This is a genomic window from Streptomyces sp. NPDC039465, assembly GCF_055639315.1.
In genome coordinates this window covers 203424-226423 of the sequence record NZ_JBVKAP010000001.1, presented here as the reverse complement: position 1 = coordinate 226423, position 23000 = coordinate 203424, and the positions used below count along the sequence as shown (strand labels likewise).

Here is a 23000-nt window from a genome sequence, read left to right as displayed (position 1 = left end):
CCATGGGGCGGGGGGCGGTGCGGCGACCTGTTGTGGGCATACGTTCCGCTGGAGCGGAACGGGTGGGCACAACACCCGGACGGCGGCGCCCCTTTCGGTCCCGGCCCACCCCGACCGCCCGTCGGTGCCTCGGACCGCGCCCCCCCGAGGCGCACCGTCAACGCAGGAGGTCGAACACCCGCCCCGCCTCCACCTCATGCGCCCCCGCAATCCCGTCCACGTCCGCCCCCTCCAACACCCGCTCCACCAACCTCCCGAACAGCACCCGCAACGCCCCCCCAAGCTGCGCCGCCACCGCATACGGCGTGATGTCCTCCGCCGACGACGTCACACCCGCCTCCTCCGCCAGCACCCCCGCCACCGCCCCCTCCCTCACCTCGTGGAACTCCCGCAGCCGCGCCAGCAGCACCGGGCTCTCCGTCAGCATCCTGACGAACGGCTCCGGCGCGAAGCCGATCACCGGGTCCTGGCGGCGTACGGCTGCCAGATAGTCGTCCCGTAGCGCCTCCACCGGCGACACCCCCGGCGCCCGCGCGGCCACCGCCCGGGCCGGGCCCGAGACGAAGTCCTCGCCGAGGTCGAGGACCAGGTCCTCCTTGCGTGGGAAGTAGTTGGTGACCGTCATCTTCGAGACGCCGGCCTCCGCCGCCACCTCCGCGATCGTCACCTGGTCGAAGCCGTGCCGCAGGAACAGCCCGGTCGCCGCGTCGGAGATCACCTGACGGGTCTGCCGCTTCTTCTGCTCCCGAAGGGTCGGTGCGTTCATGACTTCATCCTCTCATAGGTCGGACCTAAATTTATGCTTGACATAGTTTCTAGGTCCAGCCTAAATTTGGGTCCGACACAAGGAAGTGCCCCCACCGAAAGGCCACGCATGCCCGCCGCCGCCACCATCACCACCACCCACCAGCCCACCGACCAGATCCGCGACTACCTCCGCCAGATCGGCCGCATCCCCCTCCTCACCGCCGACCAGGAAGTCACCCTCGGCGAGCGCATCCAGGCCGGCCTGCGTGCCGAACAGGAGATCGCCGACACCGCCACCCCCACCCCCGAACTGGAACGCCTCTCCCGCGACGGCCGCCGAGCCAAGGACCAGATGATGGAGGCCAACCTCCGCCTCGTCGTCTCCATCGCCAAGCGCTACACCGGCCGCGGCATGCTCTTCCTCGACCTCGTCCAGGAGGGCAACCTCGGCCTGCTCCGCGCCATCGAGAAGTTCGACCCCAGCAAGGGCTTCAAGCTGTCCACCTACGCCACCTGGTGGATCAAGCAGGCCATAGGCCGCGCCCTCGCCGACCAGAGCCGCACCATCCGCGTCCCCGTCCACATGACCGAGGAGATCAACCGCCTCGCCCGCGTCCGCCGCGACCTCGCCGCCACCCTGGACCGCGACCCCACCCCCGAAGAACTCGCCACCGCCCTCGACATCCCCGTCGCCCGCGTCCTCCAGATCCAGGGCTACGACCGCACCCCCGTCTCCCTGCACACCCCCCTCGGCGACGACGGCGGCGAACTCGGCGACCTCATCGAGGACCGGGCCGCCCCCACCGCCGAGGACATCGTCGGCGCCGACCTCCTCAAGGCCCAGCTCCGCACCCTCCTCGCCTCGTTCACCGAACGCGAGGCAGGCGTCATCTCCCTGCGGTACGGACTCGACGGCGACGACCCCCGCACCCTCGACGAGATCGGCAGGATCTACGGCGTCACCCGCGAACGCATCCGCCAGATAGAGGCCAAGACCATGTCGAAGCTCCGCCACCCCTCACGCCTGCGGGCCCTCAGCGGCTACCTCTCGTAACCGCTCATCGGAGCGGGCCGCCGCGCACTTCAACACTTGTCAATAACCCTTCACGCAAAGGTTGTTGAGTAGTCACGCGAGGCCAATTCTCTACCCGTCGGTAAGCCATAGGCTCGAACCATGCGCCGAGCAAAGATCGTCTGTACCCTGGGCCCCGCCACCGACACATACGACCAGATCAAGGCATTGGTCGAAGCCGGAATGAACGTCGCCCGGTTCAACCTCAGCCACGGCACCTACGCCGAGCACGAGGAGCGCTACCAGCACGTACGTAAAGCCTCCGACGAAACCGGCCGCAGCGTCGGCGTCCTCGCCGACCTTCAAGGCCCGAAGATCCGCCTCGGCCGCTTCCGTGAGGGACCCGTACTGCTTGAACGCGGCGACGACTTCACCATCACCGTCGAACCGATGGAAGGCGACCGCCACACCTGCGGCACCACCTACCCCGGCCTCGCCGCCGACGTCACCCCCGGAGAATGCATCCTCGTCGACGACGGCCGCGTCACCCTCGAAGTCACCGAGGTCGACGGACCCCGCGTCCACACCACCGTCGTCGAAGGCGGCATGGTCTCCGACCACAAGGGCCTCAACCTCCCCGGCGTCGCCGTCTCCGTCCCCGCCCTCTCCGACAAGGACGTCGAAGACCTCCGCTGGGCCCTGCGCACCGGCGCCGACATCATCGCCCTCTCCTTCGTCCGCAGCGGACGCGACATCGAGGACGTCCACCGCATCATGGACGAGGAAGGCCGCCGCCTCCCCGTCATCGCCAAGATCGAGAAGCCCCAGGCCGTCGAGAACATCGACGACATCGTCGCCGCCTTCGACGGCATCATGGTCGCCCGCGGCGACCTCGGCGTCGAAATGCCCCTGGAACAAGTCCCCATCGTCCAAAAGCGCGCCATCAAACTCGCCAAGCGCAACGCCAAGCCGGTCATCGTCGCCACCCAGATGCTCGACTCGATGATCGACAACTCCCGCCCCACCCGCGCCGAAGCCTCCGACGTCGCCAACGCCGTCATCGACGGCACCGACGCCGTCATGCTCTCCGGCGAGACCAGCGTCGGCAAATACCCCGTCGAAACGGTCAGGACCATGGGCCGCATCGTCGAAGCCGCCGAAGAGGACGTCCTCGCCAAGGGCCTCCCGCCCCTGACCGAACGCAACAAGCCCCGCACCCAAGGCGGCGCCGTCGCCCGCGCCGCCGCCGAAATGGGCGACTTCCTCGGCGCGGCCTTCCTCGTCGCCTTCACCCAGTCCGGCGACACGGTCAAGCGCCTCTCCCGCTACCGCTCACCCATCCCGCTCCTCGCCTTCACCCCCGACCCGGCGACCCACGCCCAACTCAGCCTCACCTGGGGCGTGGAAACCTTCCTCGGTCCCCACGTCGAGTCCACGGACGCGATGGTGGCCCAGGTCGACGAACACCTCCTGCGGATCGGCCGCTGCGCGAAGGGCGACATGGTCGTCATCACGGCGGGCTCCCCGCCCGGCGTCGCGGGTTCGACGAACCTGGTCCGCGTGCACCACATCGGAGACCCGGTGACGGGCTGAGGGTCAGTACTTGGGCCCAACATGGAGGTCCATGAGGGCGACGGACGCCTTGCGGGCGACGGATATGTTCTGCGCGGTGCGCGACTGGTTGGCAGACTTCCACTCGACGCCGACGCGGTCGAGGGCGTCGGTGAAGAGCCCGATGATGTCGGGCGACGAGTTGGTGAAGAAGTACCGCGCGTACTCATAGCGCTTCGTGCGCCCACCGATGAGCTTCTCCGTCCAGTTGACGATCCGGCAGCCGTCGGAGTGGATGAGTCCGCGGATGAACGCCCACGGGTGCGCCTCGACGATGGCTCGCTGCCAGTCTTCGAGGACGATGCGCCGCTCGTGCTTCTTGCCGGGCCCGTGTTGCGGGAAGAGGCACCACAAGTGCCGGGAGTAGATCTTCACCTCTTGGCAGCCTTGCCGTTGCACCTTGGTGACGGTGTTCCAGGGGAGCACCGCATGCATGGCTTCCACGCAGGCGTCGATTAGCCCGGGCCAGGAGTTCGCGCACGTAACCGAGAGACTGGGCACTCTCATAGCCCGGTTCTGGATGATGTGCCCGTCGCCCAGGTAGAGCCCCAGGGGGTACGCGTACGCTGCCTCGTCCAGCTCCCGTCCGTCGCAACGCGGGCACTTCGTTTCGGGGCGGCCTGGACACTCGCCGCGTTTCGCGCGGTCTTCGTGTTTCCAGTAGCTGATCGTTCCTGCGGGGACGTTGAGCTTGCGGGCCACGTCCGCGTTCTTGACACCGCCGCGCAGCAGGGTCAGCGCATGCTGTCGTACTTCTGTGCTGTGGAAGTGCATGCGATCACTCTGCGCAATGCGCCCTCGCTGCGCGTAGCAAAAAGCGGACATTCACGCGAAGGTGAACGTCCGCTTCAAGGATGGTGCCGGGTGCGGGATTCGAACCCGCAAGCCTTTCGGCGCGGTCTTTTGAGGACCGTGTGTATGCCGATTCCACCAACCCGGCTGGGTGCCAGTCGGAGTGTACCCGGTCACCGGACTGGCCAGCAGCTAGGTAGGCTTCTTCGTGCAGCACCACGCCCCGCAACGAGGAGCCCCCGTGACCGCCCCCGAGTCGCCCCAGCCCGTCGCCGACGACGACCAGTCGCACGTCCCGCCGCTGACGACCCGCGTCGTCATCGCCGAGGACGAGGCCCTCATCCGCCTCGACCTCAAAGAGATGCTCGAAGAAGAGGGCTACTCGGTCGTGGGCGAGGCCGGTGACGGCGCCGCGGCCGTGGAGCTGGCGCGGGAGCACAAGCCGGACCTCGTGATCCTGGACGTGAAGATGCCCGTCCTCGACGGGATCTCCGCCGCCGAGAAGATCGCCGAGGAGGCCATCGCGCCCGTCCTCATGCTCACCGCGTTCTCGCAGCGCGACCTCGTCGAGCGGGCCCGGGACGCCGGCGCCATGGCGTACCTCGTGAAGCCGTTCAGCAAGAGCGACGTCGTGCCGGCCATCGAGATGGCCGTCTCCCGGTTCGCCGAGCTGAAGGCGCTGGAGAAGGAGGTCGCCGACCTCTCCCAGCGGCTGGAGACGCGCAAGCTGGTCGACCGGGCCAAGAGCATCCTGCAGACGCAGTACGGCCTGACCGAGCCCGCCGCGTTCCGCTGGATCCAGAAGACGTCGATGGACCGGCGGATGTCCATGCAGCAGGTCGCCGAGGCGGTCATCGAGGACGCCGAGGAGAAGAAGGCGGCCAAGGGGCAGCAGTAGTCCCGTAGCACGTACGAAAAGAGAAGGCCCGCCCCACTTCCTTGTGGGGCGGGCCTTCTGCTTCGGGGACGGCCTACTCCTCGCCGAGGTACGTCTTGCGGACCTCGTCGTCGTGCAGGAGGTCCTGGCCCGTGCCGGAGAGCTTGATCTTGCCGACCTCCAGGACGTAGCCGTGGTCCGCGAGGGAGAGGGCGGCCTGCGCGTTCTGCTCGATGAGCAGAATCGTCATGCCCTCCGCCTTCAGCGTGGCGATGGTCTCCATGATCTTCTGCATCATGATCGGGGAGAGGCCCATGGAGGGCTCGTCGAGCATGAGCAGCTTGGGCTGGGACATCAGGGCCCGGCCCATGGCGAGCATCTGCTGCTCACCGCCCGAGAGGGTGCCGGCGGCCTGCTTTCGGCGTTCGCCCAGGATGGGGAAGAGGTCGTAGGCGCGCTGGATGTCCTTCTCGATGCCGTCCTTGTCCTTGCGGAGGAAGGCTCCGAGCTGGAGGTTCTCGGTGATGGTGAGCTTGGGGAAGATGTGCCGGCCCTCGGGGGAGTGGGCCATGCCGAGGGAGACGACCTTGTGGGCCGGGATGCCGTTGAGCACCTGGCCGTCGAAGGTGATCTTGCCGCTGGACGGCTTGAGCAGGCCCGAGAGGGTGCGCAGGGTGGTCGTCTTGCCGGCGCCGTTGGTGCCGATCAGTGAGACGACCTGGCCGGCCTCGACGCTGAAGGAGATGCCTTTGACGGCCTCGATCTTGCCGTAGGCGACCCTGAGGTCCTCGACCTCGAGGAGTGCGGTCACTTGGAGTCTCCTTCGGTGGTGCTGGGCGCCTCGTCGGAGGCCGAGGGGGCCTCGGACGGGGCGTCGTCGGACGGCTCGTCGCCCTCCCGGTCGCCGTCGGCGGCCTGGGCCCCGGTCTCGGCCTCGGCCTCCGCCTCAGCCGGAGCCTCGTCCGCCTCGGCCGGAGTCTCGGCCTCACCGGCCTCGGCCTCCGCCTCAGCCGGAGCCTCGTCCGCCTCGGCCGGAGTCTCGGCCTCACCGGCCTCGGCCTCAGCCTCCGCCGGAGCCTCGTCGGCCTCCGCCGGAGACTCCGCCTCCGCGGACTCCGCTGCCGCCGCCTCCGCCGCCTCGACCTCGGCGACCTCCGCCGCGCCCGGGGCCCCCTCGAAGGGTTCGCCGAGGTACGCGGCGACGACGCGCTCGTCACCCTGGACGACGTCCGACGTGCCCTCGATGAGCTTCTCGCCCTGGACGAGTACGGCGACCCGGTCGCAGAGCTTGAAGATGAACTTCATGTCGTGCTCGATGACGAGCACGGCGATGCCCTTGTCCCGGATGGCGAAGACCAGTTCCTCGGTGGTCCGGGTCTCGGCCTGGTTCATGCCCGCGGTGGGCTCGTCGAGCAGGAGCAGTCCGGGGTCGCTGGCCAGGGCGCGGGCGATCTCCAACTTGCGCTGCTCGCCGTACGGGAGGTTCCGCGCCAGGTGTTCCGCCTTGGCGGCGAGGCCGACGAACTCGAGGAGTTCCATGGCTCGTTCGCGTGAGGCGGCTTCCGCCTTCTTGAAGCCGGGGCCGCGCAGCAGCGCGGACCAGAGGCCTTCCTTGGTCCGGGTGTGGCGTCCGACGAGGACGTTCTCCAGGACCGTCATGTTGGAGAAGAGGCGGATGTTCTGGAAGGTGCGGGCGATGCCGGCCTTGGTGACGAGGTGCGGCTTGGGCGGGAGCACCGTGCCCTTGTAGCTGACCTGTCCCTCGGTGGGGACGTACAGGCCGGTGAGGCAGTTGAAGAACGTGGTCTTGCCGGCGCCGTTGGGGCCGATGAGTCCGACGATCTCGCCTTCGCGGACGGTGAGGTCGACTCCGCGTACGGCGGTGAGTCCGCCGAAGCGCATGGTGACACCGCTGGCGTCGAGGACGGTGGCGGCGGTGGCCGCGGCCGTGGTTTCCGTGGTGGTGGTCGTCATGGTGTTCACGCCCCCGCCTTCGAGGTTCCGACGATGGGGTCGGCGGGGGGCCGCTGTTCCGGTACGTCGAGCTTGTCAGCGTTCTCGTCGTGCTCGTGGTACTCGAGCTGGGCGCGCCGGTTGGGGATGAGGCCCTCCGGGCGGAAGCGCATCAGCAGGATGAGCGCGAGGCCGAACGCGAGGAGCTGGAAGTCCTTGAGGAAGGCCAGCTTCTCGGGGATGAGGAAGAGCAGCGCCGCGCCGAGGAGCGGGCCGCGGATGGTGCCCATGCCGCCGAGGATGACGGCCGCGAGGAGGAACGCGGAGTTCGGGGCGACGGGGCCGGCGAACACGTACATCTCGGGGAGGACCGTGCCCTGGAAGTGGGCCTGGACGGTGCCGGCGACGCCGGCGAGGGTGGCGCCGAGGGCGAAGGCGATGAGTTTGACGCGGAAGCCGTTGACGCCCATGGCGGTGGCGGCTGTCTCGTCCTCGCGGATGGCGACCCAGGCGCGGCCGATGCGGGAGTCCTGTGCCCGGCTGAAGACCAGGACGACGAGGACCATGACGAGCAGCATCAGCAGGTAGTAGTTGGCGTAACTGCCGAGTTCCACGCCGAGGATGGTGTGGGTGGCGCCGAAGTCGTAGCCGAAGATGTTCAGCGCCGGGATGTTGGGGATGCCGTTGGGGCCGTTGGTGATCTGGGGTCCGTTGTCGCCGTCCATGTTGTTGACGGTGATGCGGAAGATCTCTCCGAAGCCGAGGGTGACGATGGCGAGGTAGTCGCCGTGGAGTCGGAGGGTGGGGGCGCCGATGATGACGCCGAAGACCAGGGAGGCGACGGCTCCGATGATCATGGCGACCCAGAACGGGAGCTGGATGTCGAGCGCGGAGGCGGTGGTTCCGGAGACGAGGGCGGCCGTGTAGGCGCCGACGCCGAGGAAGGCGACGTATCCGAGGTCGAGCAGTCCGGCGAGGCCGACGACGATGTTGAGTCCGAGGGCGACCGTGGCGAAGATCAGGATCTGCACGGCGATCACGGTGAACGTGTCGGTGGTCTGGGTGAAGGGGAAGACGGCCGCGGCGGCGAAGGCCGCGACGGCGGCGACCTGCTTGTTCTTCGACGCGATGGCCGAGATGCGGCCCATCAGCCCGGACTTGTTGAGCGCGGCGGCGCCGAAGCCGGCGAGGACCAGGTAGCCGATGAACAGCTCGGGGTACTCGGTGGAGATGCCGTAGGTGACGGCGTACATGCCGATGGCGAAGGCGACGACGATCAGCAGGATCTCGGCCCAGGAGGGGATCTCCATGGGCTTCGTCGGCTTGCGGGAGTCGTCCTTGAGCGCGAACGCGGCCAGCGGGATGAGGGTGGCGACGGCGGCGACGAAGCCGCCGGGCTCCAGGTGCGCCAGTCCGCCCAGCTGCGCGGCGATGGCGATCACGGTGTACCAGGTGGTGCCGAGCGTGCCGAGGGCGAGGAACTGCAGAGCCTTCGTCGAGCCGGCGGGGGTGAGCCAGCGCAGGCCCTTGATGCCGAGCCCGGAGAGGGCGAAGAGCATCAGGAGGAGGCCGGCGACGAGGGTGAGGACCTGGAGGCCGCCGGGGTAGCCGGTGACGGTGAGGTTGCCCGGGAACTCGGTGGTGTAGGTCCACGCGAGGAAGGTGCTGGCGACGGTGGCGAGGCCACCGGCCGCGACGATCCAGTGGAGGAGGCCGGGGCTCTGGGCGTCGGTCTTCTCCGGGGCCGGGGTCCCGGACTCTTCGGGGGTCTTGGTGAGGTCGGTTGTCATCGCGATCACGCCCTGTCCGCGACGCGCTGCCCGATGAGACCTTGTGGTCTGAACAGGAGCACGAGGATGAGGAGGGAGAAGACCCAGATGTCCTTCCAGGCGCCGCCGCCGAACTGTGCCATCCCGGGGATGTGCTCGACGTAGGCGATGGAGAGGGTTTCGGCGACACCGAGGACGACGCCGCCGATCATGGCGCCGTAGATGTTGCCGATGCCGCCGAGGACGGCTGCCGTGAAGGCCTTGAGGCCGAGCAGGAAGCCCATCTCGAAGCGGATCTGGCCCTTGTCGAGGCCTTCGGCGACGGCCGCGATGGCGGCGAAGGCCGCACCGATGGCGAAGGCCATCACGATGATGCGGTCGGTGTTGATGCCCATGAGCTTGGCGGTGTCCGGGTCCTGGGCGGTTGCCTGCATGGCGCGGCCGCTGCGGCTCTTGGAGACGAAGAAGCCGAGGGCGAGCATGCACAGCGGCGCGGCGACGAGGACGAACGCGTCGGCGCGGGAGATGTGGAGGTTGCCGAGGATCTGGAAGGAGTCGCCGGTGAACTCGGGGAAGCTCACGGGGCTCTTGGCGCCGGGGTAGAAGCCCCAGATGAGCTGCTGGAGCACGATCGAGAGGCCGATCGCGGTGATGAGCGGTGCCAGGCGTGGGGCTCCGCGCAGGGGCCGGTAGGCGAACCGTTCGGCGGCGGTGGCGACGGCGACGGACACGACCGCGCCGCCTATGAGCATGACGGGGATCGCCACGAGGAGCGAGGTGCCGTCGGGCAGGATCGTGTACGCCGAGAGGGCGCCGAAGCCACCGATCATGAAGATCTCGCCATGGGCGAAGTTGATGAGCTGGACGATGCCGTAGACCATCGTGTAGCCGATGGCGATGAGGCCGTAAAGGGCCCCGAGGGCAAGGCCGTCGGCCAGCTGTTGCGGCAGTTCGTTCACCGCAGGGCCTCCGATGAGCGTGTCGGATATGACACCGCGCGAGGGCGCTGTTTGCGCCCTCGCGCGGCTTGGTTCAAGTGGTGCGGGGCAGTGCGGTGGGTCAGTCCTCGAACGTGGCGGACTTGACGTCGACCCAGGCGCCGTTCTTGACCTGGTAGACGGTGAGCTGCTTGTTCGTGGTGTCACCGAACTCGTCGAAGGAGACCTTGCCGGTCACGCCGTCGAAGGAGACCTTGGACATGGCGGTGGTGACCTTGGCGCGGGCGTCGTCGGGCAGCTTGCCGCCGTTGTCGGCGACGACGGCCTTGACGGCCTGGATGATGGACCAGGCGGCGTCGTAGGAGTAGCCGCCGTAGGCCGCGTACGGGTCCTTGTAGCCGGCCGCCTTGTAGTCGGCGATGAACTTCTTGGCTGTCGGGAGCTTCTCGACCGGGAAGCCGACGGAGGTGGCGAGGTCGCCGTCGTTGGCCTCGGCGGAGGCCTTGATGAACTGCGGGTCGTAGATGCCGTCGCCGCCCATGGTCGGGATCTTGGCCCCGGCCTTCTTGATCTGGTCGGCGAGGAGGCCGCCCTCGGGGTACTGGCCGCCGAAGTAGACGGAGTCGGCGCCGGACGACTTGATCTTGTTGGCGGTGGAGGAGAAGTCGGTCTCCTTCACGGTGACGCTGTCGGTGCCGGCGATGGTGCCGCCGAGACGCTTGAACTCCTCGGAGAAGATCGCGGCGAGGCCGGCGCCGTAGGTCTGCTTGTCGTTGACGACGTAGACCTTCTTCTTCTTGGCGTCGGTGAAGAGGTAGTTCGCGGCGAACTTGCCCTGGACGACGTCGGTGGTGGCGGTGCGGAAGTACGTCTTGAAGCCGCGCTTCTTGTCGCCGGAGCCCCACTTGTCGCCCTGGCTGAGGGAGGGGTTGGTGTTGGCCGGGGAGACCTGGGTCAGGTTGGCCTTGTCGAAGTCACCCTGCATCGACTGGGCGACGCCGGAGTTCAGCGGGCCGACGACGCCGAGGACGTCTTTGTTGCCGACGAGCTTGGTGGCGTTGGCCTTGCCGGTGGCGGGGACGGCCTGGTCGTCGAGGGCTTCGATCTTGAAGGTGACGCCCGGGACCTCGTTGTTCTTGTTGGCGGTCTGCACCGCCAGGTCCACGGAGTTCTTGATGCCCTGACCGAGTGCGGACAGCGAGCCGGTCAGCGGGGCGTCGACACCGATGACGACGGTGGTGCCCTTCTTGCTGTCGTCGCTGCCGCCCTTGTCGTCGCGCGAACCGCAGGCGGTGAGAGTAAGTGCTCCCGTGGTGATCACGGTGGTGAGGATGAGCAAGGAACGGTGTCGCACGATGAATCCTTTCCCTGGCGCGGCCCCCTCGAGCTGAGGTGGTGCCGTGTAGCTGTGTAGCTAGAGGTGCCGTTTGAGATCGCCGGGCCGTACGGGGGGTTTGGTACAGGGCCGTGCAGTGGACGCGCCCGGCGGCGCGGTGACTGGCCGTGACTCTAAGCGCAGCCGGTGAAGGTGCGGGAGCGGCGAGGTCAGGATGTGACTGTCTTGTTATCGCGACGGGGAGAGACCGTGTCCAGGGGGTGGGCAATTCGGGACATATAGGCCCACTGGGCGGTGTTCACATAGTGAGAACGCCCAGTTCCACTCAGGGGCTTGAGCCGATCTTGCTCCTGACGAGGGCTTTGTGAGGGTGTCCGAATATCGGACAGACCCTCGATTCCCAGCGGACGGAGGGATGAGCGCGTCCTTCCGCTTCCCGACCGCGCAGATGTTACGGAGCGTTACGGCGGAGGTGGGTGGGTCGGCTTCGTCGGCAGGGGTGGCCGCCAGTTCTCCGAGCTCCCCGTGGCCCCGTCCGCCGCCGCGCACCGCCGCCCCGCGAGCCGGTCGGCGAGCCGCTCCGCGGCCTCGCGTCCAGCCCTGCGCTCCTCGGTGCGGGCCTGCGCCAGTACGTCGTCGTGGATGACGAGCTGCTCGTTGGACAGCCCCTTCTGCTCCCAGTCCATGCCGGCCCATTTGCTCCCTTTGAGCCCCTCTTTCACCCAGTACGAGACGAGGCTCGCGCAGATGTCCGCGGGGGTGGTCGGTGCGGGGCTCCGCGCGGGCGGGTCGCCCGAACAGCCCACGACGGTCGCCCAGACGAGAGCGGCCCCGGCCGCGCGGACGGCGACCCCCGCCGGGGCGTACGGCGAAAACCCCATGAGGGAACGCTAGTTCGTCCACCGTGACTCCACAACAGCCGGACGGCAGGATCCACCCTGTGGCCCAAGTGGCCTATGGGAGAAGGACGTTGTGGTGGCCGATGTGGAGGGGGTCCTCTGGTGCGCCGGGTGGGAAAGCGGTGGAATGTGGCCCGCGCTCCCGCGTGATCGTCGAGCACCCGGCCCCTGGAGGCAGGCACGATGACGAGACCCACCCGTATACGCACACCGCGGACACCACGCGGCCACCGCCGCCCCGGCGTCCGCGCCGTCGTCCTGGCGCTCGCGGCGTCGCTGCTCACGGCGGTGCCGGCGCCCGGCGCGCGGGCCGAGGACGCCCCCGCGCCCCTGATCGCCGACGGCCGGACCCAGCCCGTCCACTCCCGCGCGGACGCGATCTTCCAACAGGTCGACATCGAGACCGGGACGGACAGTGACCGTGACGGCGCCCTCGACACCGTACGGATGCGGATCCTGCGGCCGAAAGCGACCGGTACGGGGCTGAAAGTCCCCACGATCATCGAGGCCAGCCCCTACTGGGGCGGCGGGAACGACGTGCCGTTCCACACCGTCGACCTCGACGAGGACGGCCTGCCCGGCCGCCGGTCCATGGCGCCCGGCGCACGCCTGCCCGCACTGGTCGCCCCCGCGCCCCGAGCCACCGCGAGCGCCGACGGCGGCCCGGTCGTCTTCCCCGGCTACACCGACAACTACTTCCTGCCCCGCGGCTACGCCGTCGCCCAGCTCGACAGCATCGGCACCGGCGGCTCCACCGGCTGCCCCACCTCCGGCAGCCACGAGGAGACCCTCGGCGCCAAGGCCGCCGTCGACTGGCTGGCCGGCCGCACCAGGGCCTGGGACCCCGAAGGCCGCCCGGTCGCCGCCGACTGGTCCACCGGCGACTCGGCCATGATGGGCATCTCGTACAACGGCACCCTGCCCACCGCCGTCGCCGCCACCGGCGTGGAAGGACTCAAGGCGATCGTCCCGATCGCCGGGATCTCGTCCTGGTACGACTACTACCGCGCCGGCGGCGGGGTCGTCGCCCCCGGTGGCTACCAGGGCGAGGACGCCGACATCCTCGCCAAGGCCGTCCACAGCCGCGCCGACCGGGAGGTCTGCGCCCCCCTGCTGGACCGGCTCACCGCCGAACAGGGTCGCGACACCGGCGACTTCACCCGCTTCTGGCAGGAACGCGACTATCTGAAGGACGTACGGAAGATCAAGGCCGGGGTGTTCCTCGTGCACGGCCTCAACGACTGGAACGTACGGACCCGGCACGCCGGCCGGCTCTGGGAGGAGCTGAAGGCACACGGCGTCCCCCGCAAGCTCTGGCTCCACCAGGCCGGACACAGCAACCCCATGCCGCTGCGGATGGAGGAGTGGCTCAGCGGCCTGCACCAGTGGTTCGACCACTGGCTGTACGGCCTGGACAACGGCGCCCTGGACGGTCCGAAGGCGGAGATCGAGCAGGCCGACTTCAGCTGGCGCGCCCAGGCCGACTGGCCCGCCCCCGGCACCCGGCCGCTGACCCTGCACCTCACCGGGAACGGTCTCTCGGCCACGCCCGGCCGCCCGCGCGTGCAGTCCCTGACCGACGCCGGCCGTACCGTACGGGCCGAGGACCTCGTCGCCGGACCGGACGCGGCGCACCCGGGCCGGCTCGCCTACACCACCGGCCCGCTCGCCCGGGACCTGCGGCTCGCCGGGACCCCGGAACTCTCCGTCCGCGCCTCGCTCGACGGCAGCTCACCGTATGTGACCGCGCTCCTCGTCGACTACGGCACCGACACCCGGGCGACGGCCGCCACCACCGCCGACACCTCGCGGCTGATCTGCTACGGCCAGGGTGTGCCGGGCGACACCGGCTGCGCGTACCGCACCCGGCACCGCACCGAGACCGCCGACTTCAAGATCGTCTCGCGGGGGTGGCTGGACATCCGCAACCGGCACACCCCTGCCCGGCAGAGCGAGGTCACCGAGGGCCGGGAGTACCGCCTGGAGTGGGAGATGCAGCCCCAGGACTACGTCTTCAAGCAGGGGCACCGGCTCGGCGTGGTCCTGATCTCCACGGACCACGACCACACCCTGCGGTACCCGGCCGGGACGGTCATGACCGTCCGGACCGGGGTCAGCAGTGTGACGCTGCCGGTGACCCGCTGAGGAGCTGACGCGGGCCGCCGGCCTCAGGCGCCCTGGGCACCGGGAACGTTCTCGGCGTCCTTGGCGCGCGCCTCGCGCAGCATGCAGGTCAGGCGGGCCGTGCAGACCCGCCGGTCCTCCTCGTCCGTGATCACGATCTCGTACGTGGCGGTGGAGCGGCCCCGGTGCACGGGCGTGGCCACACCGGTGACCAGGCCGGAGCGGATCCCGCGGTGGTGGGTGCAGTTCAGGTCCACGCCGACGGCGATCCGGGAGACTCCGCCGTGCAGCATCGAGCCGATCGATCCAAGGGTCTCGGCGAGCACGGCGGAGGCGCCGCCGTGCAGCAGTCCGTACGGCTGGGTGTTGCCCTCCACGGGCATCGTGCCGACGACCTTCTCGGCGGAGGCTTCGACGATCTGCACGCCCATGCGGTTGCCGAGGTGACCGGCGGAGAACAGCGCGGGCAGGTCGACGCCGAGCGCCGCGTACTCGTCGATGACCTCTTGCGGGAACTTCACGGTGGTCTGCTCGCCCATGGGCCCGGCTCCGTTCGTGTGCGTACGTCGTCGTACGTCGTCAGGTTGGTCTCACTGGTCCAGCCGCCTGAGCAAACGCTTAGGCGGTCGGTGATTGTTCCAGACGCACGATCACGGACTTGCTGGCGGGGGTGTTGCTGATGTCCGCCGTGGACTCCAGCGGCACCAGGACGTTGGTCTCCGGGTAGTACGCCGCCGCGCAGCCACGGGCCGTGGGGTAGTGGACGACCCGGAACCCGGGCGCGCGGCGCTCGGTGCCGTCCTTCCACTCGCTGACCAGATCCGTGTACGCCCCGTCGGCCAGGCCCAGCGCCCGCGCGTCCTCGGGGTGCACCAGGACCACTCGGCGGCCGCCCTTGATGCCGCGGTAGCGGTCGTCGAGGCCGTAGATGGTGGTGTTGTACTGGTCGTGCGAGCGCAGGGTCTGCAGCAGCAGCCGTCCTTCGGGGACCTTGGGGTACTCGACGGGGGCGGCGGTGAAGTTGGCCTTGCCGGTGGCCGTGGGGAAGCGGCGCTCGTCGCGCGGGGCGTGCGGCAGCGCGAAGCCGCCCGGGTTCGCGGCGATCCGGGCGTTGAAGTCCGCGAAGCCGGGCACCACGCGCGCGATGCGGTCCCGGATGGTGGCGTAGTCCCGCTCGAACTCCTCCCACGGGGTGGCCGAGCCGGAGCCGAGGACGGCCCGCGCCATCCGCGCCACGATCGCGGGCTCGGAGAGCAGATGGGGGCCGGCCGGCGGCAGATTGCCCCGCGAGGCGTGCACAAGCCCCATCGAGTCCTCGACCGTGACGAACTGCTTGCCGCTGCTCTGCACGTCCTTGTCGGTGCGGCCGAGCGTCGGCAGGATCAGCGCGCGCGTGCCGGTGACCGCGTGCGAGCGGTTCAGCTTCGTCGAGACGTGCACGGTCAGCCGGGCCCGGCGCATGGCCGCCTCGGTGACCTCCGTGTCGGGGGTGGCGCCGACGAAGTTGCCACCCATCGCGAAGAACACCTTCGCCTCGCCGTCGCGCAGCGCCTGGATGGAGCGGACCACGTCGAAGCCGTGGTGGCGCGGCGAGGTGATCCCGAACTCCTTGTCGAGGGCGTCAAGGAACGCCGGCGCCGGCCGCTCGAAGATCCCCATCGTGCGGTCGCCCTGCACGTTGGAGTGCCCGCGCACGGGGCACACGCCCGCGCCAGGGCGTCCGATGTTGCCGCGAAGGAGCAGGAAGTTGACCACCTCGCGGATGGTGGGCACGGAGTGCTTGTGCTGGGTCAGGCCCATCGCCCAGCAGACGATGGTCCGCCGGGAGGCGAGGACCATCGCCAGCGCCCGCTCGATCTCCGCCCGGCCAAGGCCGGTGGCGGCCAGCGTCTCGTCCCAGTCGGCGGCGCGGGCGGCGGCCGCGAACTCCTCGTACCCATGGGTGTGGGCCGCGACGAACTCCTCGTCGACGGCGCCCGGGGTGTCCAGGACCAGCTTGTTGAGGAGCCGGAACAGCGCCTGGTCGCCGCCGATGCGGATCTGCAGGAACAGGTCGGTGAGCGAGGCGCCCTTGAGCAGCCCCTGCGGGGTCTGCGGGTTCTTGAATCGCTCCAGACCGGCCTCGGGCAGCGGATTCACCGAAATGATCTTCGCGCCGGAGGCCTTGGCCTTCTCCAGCGCGGAAAGCATCCGCGGATGGTTGGTGCCCGGGTTCTGCCCGGCCACGATGATCAGGTCCGCCTGGTGCAGATCCTCCAGGGAGACGCTGCCCTTGCCGATGCCGATGGTCTCGTTGAGCGCCGAACCCGACGACTCGTGGCACATGTTGGAGCAGTCCGGCAGATTGTTCGTGCCGAACTCGCGGGCGAAGAGCTGGAGCAGGAAGGCGGCTTCGTTGCTCGTGCGGCCCGAGGTGTAGAAGAGGGCCTCGTCGGGGGAGTCGAGGGCGGTCAGCTCCTCCGCGATGATCGCGAACGCCCGCTCCCAGGTCACGGCCTCGTACCGGTCGGTGCCCTCGGGCAGATACATGGGCTGGGTGATCCGGCCCTGCTGGCCCAGCCAGTAGCCGCTGCGGGAGGCGAGATCAGCGAGCGGATGCGCGGCGAAGAAGTCGGGGGTGACCCGCCGCAGCGTGGCCTCCTCGGCGACCGCCTTCGCGCCGTTCTCGCAGAACTCCGCGACATGGCGCTTGTCACCCTCGGGCCACGCGCAGCCCGGGCAGTCGAACCCGTCCTTCTGGTTGACCTTCAGCAGCGTCCGCGCGGTGCGCCGCAGCCCCATCTGCTCCTGGGCGATCTTCAGGGTGTGGCCGATGGCGGGCAGACCGGCCGCGGCGTGCTGCGGCGGCGCGACCTGCGGCGCGTCCTGGACCGGGTCACCGGCGGGGGGCTTGCTGGCCATCGCGCTCTCCCTTGAGCGATCGTCCTGTGCCGTACGTCTCCGATCCTGTCATGCGCCACCGACAGCGGCCGCCCCCCTCCCACGGCCGTGGACGGGATTGTCAGTGGTCCGTGGCAGGATCGGGTACGTGGCTGAGACAGCATCGAAGAAGACCGAAGACAACCGTCCGCGCCTGCTCCTCATGGACGGGCACTCTCTGGCGTACCGGGCGTTCTTCGCGCTGCCCGCGGAGAATTTCACGACCGCGAGCGGCCAGACGACCAATGCCATCTACGGCTTCGCGTCGATGCTGGCGAACACGCTGCGCGACGAGGCGCCCACGCATTTCGCGGTGGCCTTCGACGTGTCCCGCAAGACCTGGCGCTCGGCGGACTTCCCCGAGTACAAGGCGAACCGCTCGAAGACCCCCGACGAGTTCAAGGGGCAGGTCGAGCTGATCGGCGAGCTGCTCGACACGATGAACGCGGAGCGTTTCGCGGTCGACGGCTTCGAGGCCGACGACGTCATCGCCACCCTCGCCACCCAGGCCGAGGCCGCCGGCTTCGAGGTCCTGATCGTCACCGGCGACCGTGACTCCTTCCAGCTGGTCTCCGACCACATCACGGTGCTCTACCCCACCAAGGGTGTCTCCGAGCTGACCCGCTTCACCCCGGAGAAGGTCCAGGAGAAGTACGGCCTGACCCCCTCGCAGTACCCCGACTTCGCGGCCCTGCGCGGCGACCCGTCCGACAACCTCCCCGGCATCCCCGGTGTCGGCGAGAAGACCGCCACGAAGTGGATCAACCAGTTCGGTTCGTTCGCGGAGCTGGTCGAGCGCGCCGACGAGATCAAGGGCAAGGTCGGCCAGGCCCTGCGGGACCACCTGGAGTCGGTCAAGCTCAACCGCCACCTCACCGAGCTGGTACGGGACGTGGAGCTGCCGAAATCCGTCGCGGAGCTGGAGCGCGCGCCGTACGACAGGGCCGCCCTCAAGGGCTTCCTGGAGGTCCTGGAGATCCGCAACCCGAGCCTGCGGGAGCGGCTGCTCGCCGTCGACCCGGGCGCGGAGGAGGAAGAGGCCCCGGTCCCGGACGCCGGGGTGGAGCTGGACGGCACGGCCCTCGGCGCGGGCGAGCTCGCCCCCTGGCTGGCCGCGCACGGCGGGCAGCCGCTCGGCGTGGCCACGGTCGCCACCTGGGCGCTGGGCGTCGGCAACGTCAGCGAGGTCGCACTGGCCGCCGCCGACGGCAAGGCCGCGTGGTTCGACACGACCCGGCTCGACGAGGCCGACGACCGCGCCTTCGCCGCCTGGCTGGCCGACCCGGCCAAGCCCAAGATCATGCACAGCGCGAAGGAGGCCCTGCGGGTCTTCCCCGAGCACGGCTGGCACATCGAGGGCATCACGATGGACACCGCCCTCGCCGCCTATCTGGTCAAGCCGGGCCGTCGCTCCTTCGCCCTGGACGCGCTGTCGGTCGAATACCTGCACCGCGAGCTCGCCCCGGCCGCCGCCGACGGCCAGCTCGCCTTCGGTACGGACGAGCACGCGGAGGCGGACGCCCTGATGGGGCAGGCCCGGGCCGTCCTCGACCTCGGGGCGGCGTTCGGCGACAAGCTGAAGGAGGTCGGCGCGGCCGAGCTGCTGCACGACGTGGAGCTGCCCACCTCCCTGCTGCTCGCCCGGATGGAGCGGCACGGCATCGCGGCCGACCGGACCCATCTGGAGGTCCTGGAGCAGCAGTTCGCCGGCGCCGTGCAGCAGGCCGTGAAGGAGGCGCACGCCTCCGTCGGCCATGAGTTCAACCTCGGCTCGCCCAAGCAGCTCCAGGAGGTCTTCTTCGGCGAGTTGAACCTCCCCAAGACCAAGAAGACCAAGACCGGTTACACCACGGACGCGGACGCGCTGGCCTGGCTGGCCGGGCAGACCGAGCACGAACTGCCGGTGATCATGCTGCGCCACCGCGAGCAGGCGCGGTTGCGCTCCACCGTCGAGGGCCTGATCAAGACGATCGCCGCCGACGGCCGGGTGCACACCACCTTCAGCCAGACCGTCGCGGCGACCGGCCGGCTCTCCTCCACCGACCCGAACCTGCAGAACGTTCCGGTGCGCACCGACGAAGGCCGCGCGATCCGGCACGGCTTCGTCGTCGGCGAGGGCTTCGACGCCCTGATGACCGCGGACTACAGCCAGATCGAGCTGCGTGTCATGGCCCACCTCTCCGAGGACGAGGGCCTGATCGAGGCCTTCACCTCCGGCGAGGACCTGCACACCACCGTCGCCTCCCAGGTGTTCGGCGTCGAGCGCTCCGCGGTCGACGCCGAGATGCGGCGCAAGATCAAGGCCATGTCCTACGGCCTGGCGTACGGCCTGTCCGCCTTCGGCCTCTCCCAGCAGCTGAACATCGAGGCGGGCGAGGCACGCGCCCTGAAGGACACCTACTTCGAGCGGTTCGGCGGGGTGCGGGACTACCTGCGCCGGGTCGTCGACGAGGCCCGCGCCACGGGCTACACCGAGACGATGCTGGGCCGCCGCCGCTATCTGCCCGACCTCAACAGCGACAACCGCCAGCGCCGCGAGGCCGCCGAGCGGATGGCGCTCAACGCCCCGATCCAGGGCACCGCCGCCGACATCGTCAAGGTCGCCATGCTCGGTGTCGACCGGGCGCTGACCGAGGCGGGCCTGACCTCCCGGATGCTGCTCCAGGTCCACGACGAAATCGTCCTGGAGCTGGCCCCGGGGGAGCGGGACCAGGTCGAGGAGATCGTCCGCCGCGAGATGTCCACGGCCGTGGAACTGCGCGCCCCGCTGGACGTCTCGGTGGGCGTGGGCGCCGACTGGGAATCCGCGGCGCACTAGCACGCCGTACGGCCGGGGGTGGGCGCGTCAGCCGCGCAGCCGGATCCGGGGCTCCTGCCGGGACGCCCCGGACCGGGGGCGGGGCAGCAGCAGCCGCGCCCCCGCCCCGTACAGCACAAGGCCCGCCGCGAGCCCCGCGCCCGCGCCGAAGCAGGCCGTCGGCACGATGTCCAGCGGTGTGTCGATCCGGCCCCAGTAGGCGTACCAGCGCAGACAGCGGTGCACGGTGCCCGCAAGGACGCACCCCGCGAGGAGCGCGAGGGCAAGCGCCCGGCCCCGCGGGGTCAGCACCGGCACCTCGGCCGGCACGGCGTACGGCATCCGCCGCACCCCGGTCACCGTGAACCAGGCGATGACCAGCAGGGCCAGCGCCGAACCGCCGTACTGCGCATACAGATAGACGGGGAAGCCGGCCAGGCTCTCGCCCAGGACGGGCAGGGCGCGGGTGCCCCAGCGGTCGAGATGGGTGAAGGAGTCCCACACCACATGGGTCGTCGCGCCCAGCACCGCCGACCCGTAGAAGAGCAGGGCCAGGGGGACGGGACGGCGCCCGCGCCAGGACTCACCCCGTACGAACCCGGCCATTTTTCCCCGTATCCGCACCGGCAGCAGCGCGAGCAGCGGCTCACGCACCATCAGCCACAGGGCCATCAGTGCGGCGGTGATGAGCGGATCGACGGTGAGGATCCCGAGCGGCGCGTGCGTGACGTCGCCGAAGAACATCGCCTCGGGCACGGCCGTCGCCGCGAAGTACGTCATGTCCGGTGCGAACGAGCCCAACACGAGCGCCGACGCGAGCAGCGGACCGCGCGCGGTGCCGTCCCTGCGGATGCCCGGCAGCACCGCCGCGGCATGACTGAGTGTGAACGGCATGGACGCCCCCCTTGATCTACTGCGAACCTCTCGTCCCCGTACGTCCCGAAGGATCCCGACCCGGGTCCGGGTCGGCCGGGGACGCCCAGTATGCGTGAACACCTAGTCCGGATTCCGGGCGGCAGAGAGGTGACGGGAGGTGACGAAAGCATGAAAACCGGTCAAGTGCCGGTGTTCCAGGGCTCGGAGTTGACGTAGGGTCGCCTGAGTGTTCGCGCTGGGGAGCGCGAGAGGCGACGGGGAGGGACCAGGGGCATGGCACCGCACATCGGCCGCCGGCTGCGCAAGGGAGCGACGACCACGGCGATAGCCGCCGCGGCGGTCGCCGCGCTCAGCGCTTCGCAGGGCCCGGGCGTGCCCTCCGCTCCCACCACCGACGCCTCGCCCAGCGGCGACCGGACGGCCGAGGCGAGCACCCCGCCCGGCGATTCGGCCACCGGCGACTCGCCGTACTACACCGATCTGCCCCCGCTGAAGAGCCCCGCTCCCCTCCAGCCCGGTACCGAGAACGATCTGCCGGTGATCACCGGCCCCGCCGAGGCCGGCATCCCGGCGACCGTCCTCGCCGCGTACCAGCAGGCCGAACAGCACCTGCGCGCCACCGACCCCGGCTGCAACCTCCCCTGGCAACTCCTCGCCGGTATCGGCAAGGTGGAGTCCGGCCAGGCCCGCGGCGGCCGGGTCTCCGCCGACGGCACGACGCTCTCCCCGATCCTCGGCCCGGTCCTCAACGGCGTCGGCTTCGCCAACATCTCCGACACCGACAACGGCGCGTACGACGGCGACACCACGCACGACCGGGCCGTCGGACCGATGCAGTTCATCCCGTCGACCTGGGCGACCTGGGGCCGCGACGCCAACGGCGACGGCCGCAAGGACCCCAACAACATCTACGACGCGGCCCGCTCCGCCGGTCTCTACCTCTGCGCGGGCGGCCGTGACCTGGCCGTCAAGGGCGACCTCGACCGGGCGATCCTCAGCTACAACCGCTCGACCGAGTACCTCCGCACGGTGCTGTCGTGGTTCGACTTCTACCGCAACGGTTCGCACCAGGTCCCGGACGGCACCGGCACCCTGCCCGACAACCGCAGCGACAACCGGGTGACCCTTCCGGTCCAGGACCCCGGCACGCCCGCGACCCCGTCGCCGAGCAAGCCGTCCACCTCCAAGCCGAAGCCGGTCACCCCGACGAAGCCGACGAAGCCGACGACTCCCACCAAGCCCACCAAGCCCAGCGTCCCCACCAAGCCGACCACGCCGCCGAAGCCGAACCCGACCCCCGTCGCGGTCCGCCTCAAGGACGGCGGCAGCGGCCCGCTGACCGCGACGGCCGGCACCTCCTTCGCCGAGCGCGCCCGCATCGTGGCCGTCGACGCCACCGGCAAGCCGGTCGCCAAGGTCACCGTCACGTTCCAGCTCGTCGGCGACACGGATGCCCGCTTCACCGGCGGCGCCACCAGCGCACGGGGCGTCACCGGCGCCGACGGCACGGTCAGCGCCCCAGCGCTCCAGGCCGGCGAGAAGACCGGCGCGTTCACCGTACGGGCCACGATCTCCGGGCGCCCGACGACCGCCGTCGACCTCACCGCGAAGGTCACCGAGCGCCAGGCCGACACCCTCGTCCGCGTCGGCGACAAAGAACTGACCGCCGCACCCGGCACCGAGTTCGCCGAACTCATCGGCGTGAAGGCCACCCACAAGGGCGTCCTCGCCCCGCGCGTCGCCGTCACCGCCACGCTGCTTGCGCCGGGAGCTCCTGCCGATCCCGAGGCCGACGCGAAGCCGCTGGACAAGGGCCCGTACTTCAAGGACGCCCAGGGCAAGCCGGTCCGCGTCCTCACCGGTCTCACCACCGGCAAGGACGGCATCCTGACCCTCCCCAAGCTCCACGCCGACGACACCACGGGCACCTTCCTGCTGCGCCTCGAAGCGGCCGGCGGCGCCACCTTGACCGTCGAGCTCACGGTCAAGGCCCCGCAGGAGGCCACGCCTCCGCCCGAGGTGACCCCCGCCCCCTGAGCCCCCTACGTGACGCCCGCCCCCGCACCGGAAGCCCGGCGCGGGGGCGTCGTCGTACCGTCGTGCAACGTGTTCTCATCTCACGGCCGCGTTGCTACGGTGCCCCAACCCTGACGCCGCATCAGATCCGTGCACCGGGAGGCCGACCATGCGCGCCCTCGTCGCCGCCGCCATCGGGCTGGCCCTCGCCTGCGCCCTCGTCGCCGGTGCCGCCGCGATCGGCGCGCCCCCCGGCGAGACCTCGCCCAAGCCGCTGCTCACCACCGTCCCCGGCCCCAAGAAGTAGACCGGACCGAAGAAGTAGAAGGGACGG

At 70.0% G+C, this 23000-nt stretch carries 17 protein-coding genes, 1 tRNA gene and 1 pseudogene; 7 read left to right on the top strand and 12 right to left on the bottom strand.

All coding sequences use genetic code 11. From position 1 onward, the window contains the following. Positions 1-157: 157 nt before the first annotated feature. Positions 158-766 carry a TetR/AcrR family transcriptional regulator gene (locus ACZ7LT_RS01065; RefSeq protein ID WP_471232613.1) on the bottom strand — a complete coding sequence of 203 codons (609 nt, stop codon included), beginning with the start codon at positions 764-766 and terminating at the stop codon, positions 158-160. A 117-nt stretch (positions 767-883) separates the two neighbouring features. On the opposite strand from ACZ7LT_RS01065, the pseudogene ACZ7LT_RS01060 reads away from it, so the two are divergent. Then, a pseudogene (locus tag ACZ7LT_RS01060) lies at positions 884-1801 on the top strand (RNA polymerase sigma factor); the annotation flags it as partial. Positions 1802-1921: 120 nt separating this feature from the next. Beyond that, positions 1922-3352: a pyruvate kinase gene (pyk, locus tag ACZ7LT_RS01055; protein ID WP_471232612.1), complete on the top strand. Its 1431-nt coding sequence runs from the start codon at positions 1922-1924 to the stop codon at positions 3350-3352. Positions 3353-3355: 3 nt separating this feature from the next. Here the strand turns inward: pyk and ACZ7LT_RS01050 are convergent, their stop codons facing one another. Both ACZ7LT_RS01050 and ACZ7LT_RS01045 read right to left on the bottom strand, forming a co-directional pair. Then, on the bottom strand, positions 3356-4144 hold the full coding sequence (locus ACZ7LT_RS01050; protein ID WP_471232611.1) for a helix-turn-helix domain-containing protein: 789 nt from the start codon (positions 4142-4144) through the stop codon (positions 3356-3358). Positions 4145-4225: 81 nt separating this feature from the next. Then, positions 4226-4310: transfer RNA gene (locus ACZ7LT_RS01045), tRNA-Leu, on the bottom strand. A 93-nt stretch (positions 4311-4403) separates the two neighbouring features. Here ACZ7LT_RS01045 and ACZ7LT_RS01040 point away from each other — a divergent pair. Then, positions 4404-5060: an ANTAR domain-containing response regulator gene (locus ACZ7LT_RS01040; protein WP_471232609.1), complete on the top strand. Its 657-nt coding sequence runs from the start codon at positions 4404-4406 to the stop codon at positions 5058-5060. Positions 5061-5133: 73 nt separating this feature from the next. Here ACZ7LT_RS01040 and ACZ7LT_RS01035 read toward each other — a convergent pair whose 3' ends face one another. The 6 genes from ACZ7LT_RS01035 to ACZ7LT_RS01010 all read right to left on the bottom strand — a co-directional run bounded on the left by ACZ7LT_RS01035 (position 5134) and on the right by ACZ7LT_RS01010 (position 11916). Further along, positions 5134-5850, bottom strand: a complete 717-nt coding sequence (locus ACZ7LT_RS01035; RefSeq protein ID WP_471232607.1) for an ABC transporter ATP-binding protein — start codon at positions 5848-5850, stop codon at positions 5134-5136. Continuing rightward, on the bottom strand, positions 5847-7013 hold the full coding sequence (locus tag ACZ7LT_RS01030) for an ABC transporter ATP-binding protein (RefSeq protein WP_471234751.1): 1167 nt from the start codon (positions 7011-7013) through the stop codon (positions 5847-5849). The genes ACZ7LT_RS01035 and ACZ7LT_RS01030 overlap by 4 nt, the downstream gene beginning before the upstream one ends. A 5-nt stretch (positions 7014-7018) precedes the next feature. Then, the gene (locus ACZ7LT_RS01025) at positions 7019-8782 is read right to left on the bottom strand and encodes a branched-chain amino acid ABC transporter permease (protein WP_471234750.1); all 1764 of its coding nucleotides are present in this window, start codon (positions 8780-8782) and stop codon (positions 7019-7021) included. Between the two features lie 5 nt (positions 8783-8787). Further along, positions 8788-9720: a branched-chain amino acid ABC transporter permease gene (locus ACZ7LT_RS01020; protein WP_471232605.1), complete on the bottom strand. Its 933-nt coding sequence runs from the start codon at positions 9718-9720 to the stop codon at positions 8788-8790. Between the two features lie 100 nt (positions 9721-9820). Continuing rightward, entirely contained in the window at positions 9821-11053 is a 1233-nt protein-coding gene (locus ACZ7LT_RS01015) for a branched-chain amino acid ABC transporter substrate-binding protein (RefSeq protein ID WP_471232604.1), read from the bottom strand. 443 nt (positions 11054-11496) lie between these two features. Further along, a complete protein-coding gene (locus ACZ7LT_RS01010; protein WP_471232603.1) occupies positions 11497-11916 on the bottom strand; it encodes a hypothetical protein in 420 nt (139 codons plus the stop codon). Positions 11917-12117: 201 nt separating this feature from the next. On the opposite strand from ACZ7LT_RS01010, the gene ACZ7LT_RS01005 reads away from it, so the two are divergent. After that, a complete protein-coding gene (locus ACZ7LT_RS01005) occupies positions 12118-14079 on the top strand; it encodes a Xaa-Pro dipeptidyl-peptidase (protein WP_471232602.1) in 1962 nt (653 codons plus the stop codon). Positions 14080-14102: 23 nt separating this feature from the next. Here the strand turns inward: ACZ7LT_RS01005 and ACZ7LT_RS01000 are convergent, their stop codons facing one another. Further along, positions 14103-14597 carry a PaaI family thioesterase gene (locus ACZ7LT_RS01000; RefSeq protein ID WP_471232600.1) on the bottom strand — a complete coding sequence of 165 codons (495 nt, stop codon included), beginning with the start codon at positions 14595-14597 and terminating at the stop codon, positions 14103-14105. A 79-nt stretch (positions 14598-14676) separates the two neighbouring features. Then, complete coding sequence (locus ACZ7LT_RS00995) at positions 14677-16959, bottom strand: FdhF/YdeP family oxidoreductase (protein WP_471232598.1); 2283 nt, start codon at positions 16957-16959, stop codon at positions 14677-14679. 181 nt (positions 16960-17140) lie between these two features. Between ACZ7LT_RS00995 and polA the strand changes: the two genes are divergently transcribed. Then, positions 17141-19795, top strand: coding sequence for a DNA polymerase I (gene polA, locus ACZ7LT_RS00990; RefSeq protein WP_471234749.1), 2655 nt, complete (start codon positions 17141-17143; stop codon positions 19793-19795). Positions 19796-19822: 27 nt separating this feature from the next. Here the strand turns inward: polA and ACZ7LT_RS00985 are convergent, their stop codons facing one another. Further along, a complete protein-coding gene (locus tag ACZ7LT_RS00985; protein WP_471232597.1) occupies positions 19823-20668 on the bottom strand; it encodes a DUF4184 family protein in 846 nt (281 codons plus the stop codon). Positions 20669-20923: 255 nt separating this feature from the next. Here ACZ7LT_RS00985 and ACZ7LT_RS00980 point away from each other — a divergent pair, with 255 nt between their 5' ends. Beyond that, the gene (locus ACZ7LT_RS00980; protein WP_471232595.1) at positions 20924-22687 is read left to right on the top strand and encodes a lytic transglycosylase domain-containing protein; all 1764 of its coding nucleotides are present in this window, start codon (positions 20924-20926) and stop codon (positions 22685-22687) included. 148 nt (positions 22688-22835) lie between these two features. Continuing rightward, positions 22836-22973 (top strand): SPW_0924 family protein, encoded by a 138-nt coding sequence (locus ACZ7LT_RS00975; protein WP_471232594.1) that lies wholly within the window; start codon positions 22836-22838, stop codon positions 22971-22973. The last annotated feature ends 27 nt before the right edge of the window (positions 22974-23000 follow it).